The sequence below is a fragment of the Amycolatopsis sp. NPDC049252 genome (assembly GCF_043197175.1).
GTDB lineage: Bacteria > Actinomycetota > Actinomycetes > Mycobacteriales > Pseudonocardiaceae > Amycolatopsis.
This window is the reverse complement of record NZ_JBICSQ010000018.1, coordinates 116,458-128,895: the sequence shown is the minus strand read 5'-3', so window position 1 is coordinate 128,895 and position 12,438 is coordinate 116,458. Positions and strand designations below refer to the sequence as shown.

Sequence of the window (12,438 nt, the reverse complement as noted above, 5' to 3'; positions counted from 1 at the left end):
AGCAGCCAGGTCCTCGTGGCAACACCCAACGGAAACGGCAACAACTGGGGAGTCACCATCCAGCACAACGGAAACTGGAACTGGCCCAGCGTCAGCTGCAGCGCCTCCTGAGGTCCGGCCGAGGGGGTCGGGGGTGACTCGTTCGCGAAGCGCAGGTTCGCGAACGAGTCACCCACGGCGCCGATCAGGTGGCCGGCCCGGTCCACTGCTGATTGGCCCCGCCGTTGCAGGTCCACACGATCACGGCGGTTCCGTTGGCGGTCGCGGCGCCGGTGACGTCCAAGCACAGGCCCGACTGGGCGTTCGTGATGGTGCCGTTGGCGTTCGACGTCCACTTCTGGCCGTTGCCGCCGGTGCAGCTCGCGATCACCGCCGCGGTGCCCGCGGCGGTCCCGCCGCCCGCGGTGTCCAGGCACCGCTGCGAGTCTCCGGAGTAGACGGTCAGCGCCCCGGAGCTCGTGCGGGTCCACTGCTGGTTCGTCCCGCTGTGGCAGTCCCAGATCTCCAGCGGCGTACCGGCGGTGACCGATGAGCTGGGCACGTCCAGGCACCTGTTCGCGGCCACGGCACGCAAGGCCCGGTCACCACCGTTTCCGCCGCTGTTGAGGACGTCGAGAACGGCGGTGTAGGCCTGCTTCTTGCCGTAGTTGCCGTCGAACAGCAGCGGCGTGTCGCCCGAACGCCACGAATACTTGTCCGTGACACCCCAGACGGTGATGCCGGTGCAGCGGGAAACCGCCAGGCACGCCTGGGTGACCTGCCGGTACACGTTCGCCTGCCCGGAACCCGAGCCGCCCACGTCCAGCTCGGTGATCTGCACGTCGACGCCGAGATCGGCGAAGCGCTGCAGGTTCGCCTGGTAGCTGCCGAGGTTCGAGGTGGAACCGAGGTGGCTCTGGAAGCCCACGCAGTCGATCGGCACGCCCCGGCTCTTGAAGTCGCGGACCATGTTGTAGATCCCGGTGCTCTTCGCGTTGACGCCGTCGGTGTTGTAGTCGTTGTAGCAGAGCTTGGCGTTCGGGTCGGCCGTGCGAGCCGCGCGGAAGGCGTCCTCGATGTAGCCGTCACCGAGCTTCTGCTGGAACACCGACTGCCGGCGGGTGCCGTTCTCCTCGAACGCCTCGTTGACGACGTCCCACGCGTAGAGCTGGCCCTTCCAGTGACCGGCGACCTGGCTGATGTGGTTCAGCATCGCCGAGCGCAGGTTGCTCGCGTCCAGCCCGCTCACCCACCCGGCCAGCTGCCCGTGCCACACCAGCGTGTGCCCGCGGATCTTCATGCCTTTGCCGCGGCCCTGGCTGACGATCTGCTCCCCCGGCCCGAAGTTGAACTGGTTGCGGTTCGGCTCGACCGTGGCCCACTTCATCTCGTTTTCCGGGGTGACGCCGTTGTGCTCCGCCGTCCACGTGTTCACGTAGGCCGATTCGCCGAGGTGACTCGTGGAGATCGCGGCGCCGAAGTACCTTCCGCGCTGCGCCGCCGCGGCGCCGAGCGTGCTCGCCGCTCCCGCGACGCCGGGGACCAGCACCAGGGCACTCGCCGTGAGACCGGCGGTCGCTGCGGTGGCCAGCGCGGTCCGCCACCGGGATGAGCTGATGGTCATCTCAACCTCGTCTTCCGTCGAAGGTCCTAACCCAACGTCCACTGCTGGTTGCTGCCCCCGTTGCAGGTCCACAGCTCGACCAGCGCGCCGTTGGCCGTGGACGCGCTCGTGACGTCCAGGCACAGCCCGGACTGCGCACCGGTGACCGTGCCGTTGGCGTTGACGGTCCACTGCTGGTTGGCCCCGCCGTTGCAGGACCAGGTCACCACCTTCGTGCCGGCGCTGGTCCCGTTGCCCGAGGCGTCCAGGCAGAGCGTCTGCCCGCCGACGGTGGCCGTCAGCTGGCTCGACGAGGTGCGGGTCCACGTCTGGTTCGCCTGGCCGCTGCAGCTGTAGATCTGCAGCTGGGTGCCGGGGGTCGTGGTGGAGCCCGGGACGTCGAGGCACTTGCCGGCGCCGACCGCGTGCAGCGGCCCGGTGCCGGTACCGCTGCCGCCGGTGCCGTACCCGGCCGCGGTGATGTTGGCCTGCACGGCGTTCTCGGTGGCGTCCGACGGGTAGCCGGACGTCATCACGCCCTCGTAGAAGGTGCCTGCGGAGCCGATGCTGTTGTCGCCCCCGGTACCGAGGATGATCGCGCCTTCCTTGCGCATCGGGTTGTACCCGGAGACGTTCGGGCGGGCACCGTCGTAGAACGTCGACAGGCCGCCGGACTGCGCGTTGCCACCGCGGATGGCCCAGTGGTTGGACGCGCCCTTGAGGATCGCGGTCAGGTAGCGGTGGTTGACGGTGGGGTCGTTGGCGTTGTAACCGGCGTTGACGCCGGAGTAGAGACCGTTCTCGAGGTCGGACATGACCCAGGGGCCTGGTCCGGCGCCGTAGCCCCAGACCTTGATGTTGCCGAAGTAGATGGCCTCCATCGTGCCGTTGCCGTTGTCGCGGCTGTTGCGCTCGGCGTTGCCGTAGTCGAAGCAGCAGCCGCCGTTGTAGTGCGTGCCGTCGAAGATCGCGTACATGCCTTCCGGCTGGTCGCCGGTCGCGGTGCCGGTGGCGTTGTTGTTGCGGTACCCGGTGCCGGGCGCCACGAACACGCCGTAGGCCTTCTGCCCGCCGACGGTGATCGGGGCGGCCGTCGCGTTGGCGAGGTTGTCGTACCCGCCGGCGGCCGGTCCCGAGAAGCCGCCCGGCGGAGCCTGCGTGAGGTGGTTGCCGCGGCCGGACTGGTCGTAGACGACGGTGATCAGGCACGTCGTGCCCGCGCAGAACGAATCCTGGGTCGCGGCGTTCGCGACACCGCCGGCGCCCAGGACGCCGACGTCCCGCGTCGCGTTGTCGGAGGACCGCCGGACCTGGTACAGAGCGCCGTTGTACGCGCCGTACAGCGCCCGGGTGGTGGAATGCGCGGCGACGCAGGGCGTGCCGCCGGCGGCGTAGAGGTCACACGGCCCTTGCGTCGCGGCCTGCGCCGGTGCGGCCGGGCCGGCCAGCACGCCCGCGGCGAGCGTTACTGCCGTTCCCCCGTACTGCAGCGACCTTTTCCATCGTGGGGTCATGAGCGAACTCCTTTGTCCGGTCGGGGAGGTGGTCAGTTTCGGGTCCACTTCTGGGCATCGCTGCCCGTACAGGCCTGCAGGGTCACCGGTGCGCTGTTCCCGGTGCCGCTCGGGCCGAGGCACAGTCCTGATGGGACGCCGGTGATCGTGCCGTCGGTGCCGGCGTTCCACTGCTGGTTGGTGCCGCCCGTGCAGTCCCAGATGATCGCGCGGGTGCCCGCTGCCGTGCTCGCGCCTTCGGCGTCGAGGCACTTGGTGCCGTACACCTGCAGCTGCTTCCCGGAGGTGAGCGTCCACTGCTGGTTGCCACCGCCGTTGCAGTCCCACAGCGCGACCTGGGTGCCGTTGGTCTGGGACACGTTCGGGACGTCGAGGCACCGGCTCGAGCCGGTGTTGCGCAGCACGGACGTCGAACCGCCGCCCGAGCCCGTCACGGCGAGGTTGTCGAACTGCGCGGTCTCCCCCTGGCCGGTACCGATGCCGACCTGGCCGGCCGGGAACGTCGAGTCGGTGACCGTCCCGAGCACCGTGCCGTCGACACTCGCGGTGATGGTGCTGCCGGAGAAGCCCAGCGACAGCTGGTGCCAGCGGTTGGTACCCAGTGCGGCCGTCGTGCCGCTGCGCAGGGTCGTGACCTGCTGGCTGGTGTTGTTGCGCTGGATCGACCACGCGCCGGTGTCGCCGACCCGCAGGTAGTAGGCGTTCACCGCGCCCTGGTTGCCGGTGTCCTGCGAGCCGACCCGGCCGAGCAGCTGGACGTACCCGGCCTTCTCCAAAAGCACGTCCGCGTTGACCGTGTAGGTGCTCCAGGCCACGTTGCCGAGCAACGCGTACGGATCGGTCGTCTTCTTCCAGGGGATCGCCTTCTGCGGTGCGGCCTGGCGCACGCAGGTACCCGAACGCCCGGCGCCGCAGGAGGACGTCTCGAAGGCGCCCTCCATGTCCATCAGGTACTTGGCTTCCTTGCCGGTCGCGTACCCGTCGAAGTCGTCGCTGTAGGGCAGGTTCAGCGAACCCTGCGACGGGCCGGCCGCAGTGCCCTTGCCCTGTCCGGTGGTGGTCGTGATCGTGTACAGGTAGCCGGGCTGGGCGGTGAGGGAGAACGCTCCCCCGGACGGGGTGATGTCGGCCGTGTGCCGGAAGAAGTCCGCGGAATTGGTCGAGTTGAGGTTCGTCGCCCACACGTGCACCTGGCCGGTCGACAGCCCGCCGGTGACGTTCAGGTTCAGCGTCTGGGCCGAGGTGGCGTCCATGGTCTCGACGATCGTGCTGTAGTCGGAGGTGGCCGGGGACTTCAGCGAGACGTAGCTGCCGTTGGCCCGGTTTCCGCCGAGGTAGCCGCTGGAGGCGTCGAGGTACTTCCAGCCGGGCGCGGTGAATTGCGTGGTGTGCGCCAGGGCCCAGGCGTCCTTGCCGACCGAGTAGTAGCCCGACCACGGCTGGTTGGCCAGCACGAGCCCCACGGTCGGCCAGGGGATGTTCGTCGTGGTCGCGGCGATGAGGTCCCAGTTGAGGTAGGCGGTCATCTTGCCGTCGAGGTAGACGCGGTTGATGCCGCGGGCCAGCGGCTTGGCGCCGTCGTTGTAGTCCTGGGAACCGTTCTCGCTGGACCACAGTGTCTTGCCCGTGTTGGTGACGCTGGACGGGACAGAGCACGACGTCTGCGCGCTGAGGTAGCCGCAGGTGTAGTGGGCGCTGAGCACATCGGTGGCGTTGCGGTAGGCCGAGTTCGTCGAGATCGCGCTCGCGGGTCCCCAGTCCCCCGGCCACGAGTCGCCGGAGATGAGCTTGACGGCGCTGTACCCGTTGGCGTTGAGCGCGTTGCGGATGGTGACGGTCCAGTCGGCGCTCCACTGCTTCTCGTTCTGGACGGTCGTGAGGTAGTCGATCGTCAAGCCGTGCTGCTTGGCGCACCCGAGCCAGGAAAGGTAGTAGCCGGTCAGGTCGTCGGAAAAGAAGGTGCCGTTGCCGATCCAGCCCGGCGCGCCCCAGGGCAGGCCGACGAGCCTGATCCCGGGGTTGCGCGCCTTGGCCTGCTCCATGAGCCACCACTCGTACCCGCGGTTGCAGTCGAGATCACCGCGGAAGTGGGCGTGGCTGGGCTCCGCGCCGCTGGTGGAGTTGGTGTCCCCACCCATCTCCACCTTGAGGATCTGCAGGGCGGCGCCGTAACCCGGCTTGAAGAGGTAGTCGAGGATCTGGCCGCGCTGGGGTTCGGGGTAGTCGATCAGCAGGCGGCTGTTCCCGCCCCCGCCGCTGACCGCGCCGACGCCGTCGAACGTGCGGCCGGCCGAACCGCCGTTGATCGTGATCGAGGTGGCGGCCTCGGCCGGCGCGGCCCCGGCCACCACACCGCCGGCCAGGACGACGACGGCGACCATCGAGGCTCGCACCCTCCGGAACAGGGTTGGCATGGCTGTTCTCGCTTCCGACGCAGGGTTCAGACGGCCGTGACGGTCCACTGGTTGTTGGTGCTGCCGTTCGGGGTCCACAGGACCACCGGGGAGCCGGCCGTGGTGCTGCCGGCGCCGTCGAGCGCGGTGCCGGTGCCCCGGTTGACGATCTGGTAGCGCCCGTTCCCGAGCCCGGTCAGCCGCCACTGCTGGTTGTCGCTCCCGGTCCAGGCCGCCTGCACGGCGTTGACGCCGTTGCCGGTCCGGCCGCCGCTGTCGGCGACCATGCCGTTGGTGCGGTTGACGATCCGGTGGTAGCCGGTGCCCAGGTCGACCAGCTGCCAGTGCAGGTTGGCCGAACCGTCGTAGGACCACTGCTTGAGCACCGATCCGGCCGCGACGTTCCCGCCGCTGTCGAGCACGAGACCGGTCGTGACGTTCGCGATCCGGGCCCAGCTCGTGGGGAGCGGACCGGACCCCGGGGCCGGGATCTGGCCGGCGAAGGTCAGCTTCACCACGTACGCCGGGGCGCTGAACGGCACCGACGGCAGCCGGATGTGCAGCCCGGAGCCGTCCTGGGTGCGGTCGGGCAGGTCGGTGTAGGACCCCGCGGTGGTACCGAGCAGCTGCACGGTCCGCAGCGACCCGAGGTCGATCCGGCCCGAACCGAGCGTCGAGATGTCCAGCGTGCCGCCCGGCCAGCCCAGGACCGTGGCGTAGAGGACGGTGTTGTCCTTGCTGCGGGTGAACCGGATGTCGCGGTTGGTGCCCTCGCGCGGCGTCGTGAAGGAGCCGCCACCCATCTGCGTCGGGCCTTCGCCGAACGCCGACCACGCGCGGGTCGCGTAGAGGGATTCGCCGAAGCGGGCGAGGTAGTCGCCGATACCGAGCAGGATCGTCCGCTGTCCCGAGGGGATGGTGCCGTCGGCCATCGGCGCGATGTTCAGCAGCATGGTGCCGTTCTTGCTGACGCGGTCGATCAGCGAGTGCAGCATCGCCTTCATCGAGTAGTAGCCGATTCCCGTGGTGTAGCACCAGCTCGAGCTGGAGATGCTGTCGTCGGTCAGCCAGTACGGGCTCTGGATGTCCGCCGGTCCGCCGCGCTCGAAGTCGAAGACTTCGCCGCGGTTGTCGAAGCCGTCCTTGTAGGTCGCGACGACGTCCTTGTTCCCCGCGACGGCTTTGTTGTAGTAGTACGAAAGGAAGTCGAGTCTCCGGGACTCGTCGACCCGGGACAGGTTGAAGTCCTGCCAGACCAGATCCGGCTGGTAGCCGTCGACGACTTCGGCCAGCTTGTCGTACCAGAGCTGGTTCTCCGCGGACGCGCCCAGCTGGCCGTAGAGCTTGCGCAGGCCGGCGTCCGACTGAGCGGGCACGTGGTCGTAGTAGCCGGTGAAGTGGTAGGCGTGGTGCAGCGAAACCATGAACTTCAGGCCCCGGGCGCGGATCGCGTCGGCGTGCAGCCGGACCAGGTCCAGCCGCGGCCCCTTGGCGACCGAGTTCCACTCGTTGACGGCGCTGTTCCACATCGAGAAGCCGTCGTGGTGCTCGGCGACGGGTCCGGCGAACTTGGCGCCGGAGTCGGCGAAGAGCTGCGCCCATTCGGCGGGGTCGAAGTTCCCGCCCGCGGACTTGAGCTTCGGCGCGAACTGCACCCAGTTGCCGGCCTTGTCGCGGGCCCCGTTGACGAAGTTGTGGTATGGCCACGCCGAAGGATCGCCGTACACGGCCTGGTGGTGGTTGTTCTCCGCCGAACCCCCGACGTACATGTTCCGCGGGTACCACTCGTTGCCGAACGCGGGGACGCTGAAGACGCCCCAGTGGAAGTAGATGCCGAACTTGGCGTCCTGGAACCATTCCGCCGCGGGCGGGTGCTGGTCGACCGACGACCAGGACGGCGTGTAGCTGCCCGGCCCGGCGGTGGCCCACGCGGCCCCGCCGCGCAGGAGGCCGGCTGTCGCCGCGCCGCTCACGGTGATCAGGCCCAGCATCGTGCGGCGGCTGAACTCGGGCATGGCGGGAATGCCTCCTCGGATCCTGAGCGTTAGCGTTAACACTGTTTAGGCGCAGGTGAAGCCGAGGGTCAACCCCAGCGGCGAAACCAATCGGGACACGCGGTGAAACCCCAGCGTGGACCGTACGGGCCAAGTGAAACTTTCAGGCGCCGCGGCGATTGCTTGTGAGCGTGAACATCGCCGTGCCACACTGCTTCTCGCCTGGCTCAGGAGCGCGAGCAACGGTGACCACAACCCAAGGAGCACCCGTGAAAGTCGCGTCCTCACCTTCGGCGACGTCCACCTCCCGGCGCGGACTCACCCTGATCGCCGGACTGCTGTGCCTGCTGGGAATCTTCCCCGCGGTGGCACGAGCGGACAACCCGATCATCCAGACGATCTACACCGCCGACCCGGCGCCGCTGGTGTACAACGGCCGCGTCTACCTCTACACCGGCCACGACGAAGACGGCTCGACGTACTTCACCATGAAGGAGTGGCGGGTGTGGTCGTCGGCGGACATGGTGAACTGGACCGACCACGGCTCCCCCCTGAACCTCGCCAGTTTCACCTGGGCGAGCGCCAACGCCTGGGCGGGCCAGACCGTCTACCGCAACGGCAGGTTCTACTGGTACGTCCCCATGACGGTCCGGGCGACCGGCTCGATGGCCATCGGCGTGGCCGTGTCGGACAGCCCCACCGGGCCGTTCCACGACGCACTCGGGCACCCGCTCGTCGGCAACGGCGAGATCGACCCCACGGTGTTCGTCGACGACGACGGGCAGGCCTACCTGTACTGGGGCAACCCGCACCTGTGGTACGTGAAGCTCAACGCCGACATGATCTCCTACTCGAGCGGACCGGCCCAGATCCCCCTCACCACCGCCGGGTTCGGCACGCGCACGGGGGACGCGAACCGGCCGACCCTGTTCGAGGAAGGACCGTGGGTCTACAAGCGCAACGGCTTGTACTACAACGTGTTCGCGGCGAAGTGCTGCTCGGAGTTCATCGCCTACTCGACCGCTCCCGGCCCCACCGGGCCGTGGACCTACCGCGGCACGGTCATGCCCACCCAGGGCACCAGCTTCACCAACCACCCGGGCGTGATCGACTTCAACGGCAACTCCTACTTCTTCTACCACAACGGCGCCTTGCCGGGCGGCGGTGGCTACACGCGCTCGGTCGCCGTGGAGAAGTTCACCTACAACGCCGACGGGACGATCCCGACCATCAGCATGACCACGGCGGGCGCACCGCAGGTGGGCACGCTGAACCCGTTCACGCGACAGGAAGCGGAGACGATCGCCGGGGAGTCCGGCGTCGAGACCGAGCCGTCCACCGAGGGTGGGATGAACGTCGGCTACCTCGAGAACGGTGACTGGATCAAGGTCAAGGGCGCCGCTTTCGGTTCCGGCGCCCGGTCCTTCACCGCGAGAGTGGCCTCCGCGGCCGCCGGCGGCCGGATCGAAGTCCGGCTGGACGGCACCGGGGGCACGCTGGTGGGAACCTGCACCGTGCCGGGGACCGGCGGCTGGCAGACCTGGACGAGCGTGTCCTGCCCGGTGACCGGGGCGACCGGAACGCACGACCTGTACCTCCGGTTCACCGGGGGCAGCGGCTACCTGTTCAACGTCGGCTGGTGGCAGTTCGCCGCCTGACCACGCGCCTCCACACCCGGAAAGGGGCGACGATGCCCGCTCGACCGCGCCACCGTGTCCTGTACCTGCTCACCGCACTGGCCTTGGCCACCGTGACACCGGCCGCACCGGCCGCCGTGGCCGCGCCCGGCAGTCCCGCGCTCACCCCGCCGCTGGGCTGGAACAGCTGGAACAGCTTCGGCTGCGGCGTCACCGAGACCGCGATCCGCCAGGCGGCGGACGCGATGGTGTCGTCCGGGATGAAGGACGCGGGCTACCAGTACGTCGTCGTGGACGACTGCTGGTTCGACCCGCAACGCGACGCCCAGGGCGCTTTGCGCGCGAACTCGTCGAAGTTCCCGAGCGGGATGAAGGCGCTGGGCGACTACATCCACGGCCGCGGCCTGAAGTTCGGCATCTACCAGGTGCCGACCGACCGCACCTGCGCCCAGCGCACCGGCACCTACCCCGGCTCCACCGGCAGCGCGGGGCACGAGGTCCAGGACGCGGCCACGTTCGCGTCCTGGGGCGTGGACTACCTCAAGTACGACTGGTGCTCCCCCGACGGCACGCGCGACGAGCAGGTCGCCCGGTTCACGGTGATGCGCGACGCGGTGCGCGCGACCGGGCGCCCGATCGTCTACAGCATCAACCCCAACAGCTACCACGCCATCACCGGCGACAAGTACGACTGGGGCCAGGTCGCGGACCTCTGGCGCACCACCGAAGACCTGCTGGACATCTGGCAGAACGGCAACACCAACAGCTACCCGATGGGCGTGGGCAACGTCCTCGACGTCACCGCGCCGCTGGCCGCGCAGGCCGGCCCGGGGCACTGGAACGACCCGGACATGCTCGTGGTCGGCCGGCCCGGGCTGTCGCTGACCGAGTCCCGCGCCCACTTCGCCCTGTGGGCCCTCATGGCCGCGCCGTTGATGGCGGGCAACGACATCCGCACGATGCCGGCCGACATCGGCGCGGTGCTGCGGAACCCGCGCCTGCTGGCGATCGACCAGGACCGGCTCGGTGCCGGCGGCCGCCGGGTGCGCGACGACGGCAACCTCGAGGTGTTCGCCAAGCCACTGGCCGACGGATCGGTCGCGGTCGGGCTGCTCAACCGCGGGAGTTCGGCGGCCACCGTGAGCACGACCGCGGCGCAGATCGGGCTGTCCGGCACGGCGTTCACGCTGACCGACGTGTGGACCGGCGCGACGTCGACAACCGGCGGGGCGATCAGCGCGAGCGTGCCGGCCCACGGCGTCGCGGCGTACCGCGTGTCGGGCGGTTCCCCGCTGGCCGCCACGACGTCCCGGCTGCGCGGCACGGGATCCGGGCGCTGCCTCGACGTCGACAACGCCTCGACGGCCGCCGGCGCGGGCACGCTGCTCTGGGACTGCCAGACCGCGGCGAACCAGCTCTGGACCACGTGGGACAACGGCGAGATCCGCGTGTTCGGCGACAAGTGCCTGGACGCCGACCACCAGGGCACCACCAACGGCACCCGGGTGATCAGCTGGCCGTGCACCGGGCAGGACAACCAGAAGTGGACGCTCGGCCAGGACGGCTCGGTCCGCAACGTCCACTCCGGACTGTGCCTGGACGCCGAGGGCGCGGGTACGGCCAACGGGACCCACGCGATCCTGTGGAGCTGCAACGGACAGCCGAACCAGCGGTGGAGCCGCGTCTGAGCTACCGGCAAGCAGCCGAACGCCCGAGCCCTCCGCGTTCGACGATGGAAATTCTGGCCACCCGCCGGCAAGACCGAACGCCCGAGCCGTCGCGGCTCGGGCGTTCGGCTCTCCCCGGGAATGCGGCCTCAGCGGTAGCCGGCCGCCACGATGTTGGCCTGCACCGCGTTCTCCGTCGCGTCGGACGGATAACCCGCGACCATCGCCCCTTCGTAGAACGTCCCGGCGCTCAGGTTGGCGCCGCCGCCGGGCTTGCAGCAGTCGCCGCCGCTGCCCAGGACGATCGCCCCCTGCTTCTTCATCGGGCTGTACCCGCTCGGGAGCCCGCCGTCCCACAGCGTCGTCAAGCTGCCGGACTGGGCGTCGCTGCCCTTGATGGCGAACCGGGACGTGCCGTTGTTCTTCAGGACCGCCGTGACGAACTTGCCGGTGAACGCCCGCTGGTTCGGGTTCCACGTCTGGCTGCCGCCGGGGTACAGCCCCCATTCGAGGTCGGCCTGCACCCACGGGCCGGCGCCGGAGCACCCGCCGAACCAGCACTGCTTGCCGAAGTTGAGCGCGTCCATCGCGCCGGCCGCGTCGGCCTTCCGGGTCGTCTCGCTGTTGCCGTAGTCGAAGCAGCAGCCGCTGTTGACGTGCGTCCCGCTGGTCACCAGGTACATGCCTTCGGGCGCACTGCCGGTGGGCACGCCGGTCGAGTGACCGTCCCGCCAATAGCTGTTGCCAGGGTTGAGGTACAGGGAATACGCCTTCCGGCTGCCGACCGTGAGGGACTCCGTGGCCGCCTTCGCCGGGCTGCTCTGGCTGGAGCCCGGAACGACGCTCGATCCCTGGTACCACAGGTCGTTCCCGCGCCCGGACTGGTCGTAGACCACCGTGATGACGCAGGAAGTGCCGGAGCAGAAGGAATCCTGGACGCCGGCGTCGGCGGTACCGCCCGCCGCCACGACGCCGACGTTCCGGCTCGTGTTGTCGGACGCGCGCCGGACCTGGTACAGGTTTCCGTTGTAGGAGCCGTAGAGCGCGCGGACCGTGCTGTGCGCGGCAATGCACGGCGTGCCGCCCGAGGCGTAGATGTCGCACGGGCCCGTGCCGGACGGCTGGGCACCAGTGCTCCACCGCTGGTTGCTCTGGCCGTGACACGTCCACAGGATGACCGCGGTGCCGTTGGCCGTCCCGGCGCCATTCACGTCGAGGCACAGCCCCGACTGCACCCCGGTGATCGACCCGTCGGAGTTCTGTCGCCACTGCTGGTTCGCCCCGCCGGTGCAGGACCAGATGATCACCGCCGTGCCGGGGGCCGTCCGGTTGCCGTAGGCGTCCACGCACCGCGTCCCGCTCAGCGCCCGGAGTTCCCCGGCGGAGCCGAACTCGAAGCTCTGGCTCGCCTGGCCGGAGCAGTCCCGGATCTCCAGCGCCGTTCCCGGCGCGCCGGCGCCGCCCGTCACGTTCAGGCACCGGCCCGACGCCGCGCTCGTGAGGGACGTCGACGCCGCCGACGCCGGTGGCGCGCCGGTCAGCGCGGCCGCCAGCATCGCGGCCAGCACCAGGACGGCGCGCACCGGCTTGACTCGAGTGGTCACGAATCCTCCTTCGAGCGCCGCGGATCGCTCCACAACGGGCTGTTAGC

Annotated in this window: 7 protein-coding genes; 2 read left to right on the top strand and 5 right to left on the bottom strand. The window is 69.6% G+C overall.

Annotated features, from left to right (window positions below):
- Window positions 1-184: 184 nt before the first annotated feature.
- From ACGFMK_RS21660 to ACGFMK_RS21645, 4 genes are read right to left on the bottom strand one after another with little or no spacing between them, the layout of a single operon-like run.
- On the bottom strand, window positions 185-1,603 hold the full coding sequence (locus tag ACGFMK_RS21660) for an endo-1,4-beta-xylanase (protein ID WP_392765843.1): 1,419 nt from the start codon (window positions 1,601-1,603) through the stop codon (window positions 185-187).
- A 26-nt stretch (window positions 1,604-1,629) separates the two neighbouring features.
- Window positions 1,630-3,096: an arabinofuranosidase catalytic domain-containing protein gene (locus ACGFMK_RS21655; protein WP_392765840.1), complete on the bottom strand. Its 1,467-nt coding sequence runs from the start codon at window positions 3,094-3,096 to the stop codon at window positions 1,630-1,632.
- A gap of 32 nt (window positions 3,097-3,128) precedes the next feature.
- Window positions 3,129-5,510 carry a ricin-type beta-trefoil lectin domain protein gene (locus ACGFMK_RS21650; RefSeq protein WP_392765837.1) on the bottom strand — a complete coding sequence of 794 codons (2,382 nt, stop codon included), beginning with the start codon at window positions 5,508-5,510 and terminating at the stop codon, window positions 3,129-3,131.
- A gap of 26 nt (window positions 5,511-5,536) precedes the next feature.
- The gene (locus ACGFMK_RS21645) at window positions 5,537-7,504 is read right to left on the bottom strand and encodes an alpha-L-fucosidase (RefSeq protein ID WP_392765834.1); all 1,968 of its coding nucleotides are present in this window, start codon (window positions 7,502-7,504) and stop codon (window positions 5,537-5,539) included.
- Between the two features lie 248 nt (window positions 7,505-7,752).
- Between ACGFMK_RS21645 and ACGFMK_RS21640 the strand changes: the two genes are divergently transcribed.
- Entirely contained in the window at window positions 7,753-9,141 is a 1,389-nt protein-coding gene (locus tag ACGFMK_RS21640) for a glycoside hydrolase family 43 protein (protein WP_392765832.1), read from the top strand.
- A 32-nt stretch (window positions 9,142-9,173) separates the two neighbouring features.
- Complete coding sequence (locus ACGFMK_RS21635) at window positions 9,174-10,808, top strand: glycoside hydrolase family 27 protein (protein ID WP_392765830.1); 1,635 nt, start codon at window positions 9,174-9,176, stop codon at window positions 10,806-10,808.
- A 128-nt stretch (window positions 10,809-10,936) separates the two neighbouring features.
- On the opposite strand, the gene ACGFMK_RS21630 is transcribed toward ACGFMK_RS21635, so the two are convergent.
- Window positions 10,937-12,391: an arabinofuranosidase catalytic domain-containing protein gene (locus ACGFMK_RS21630; RefSeq protein WP_392765828.1), complete on the bottom strand. Its 1,455-nt coding sequence runs from the start codon at window positions 12,389-12,391 to the stop codon at window positions 10,937-10,939.
- Window positions 12,392-12,438 lie beyond the last annotated feature (47 nt).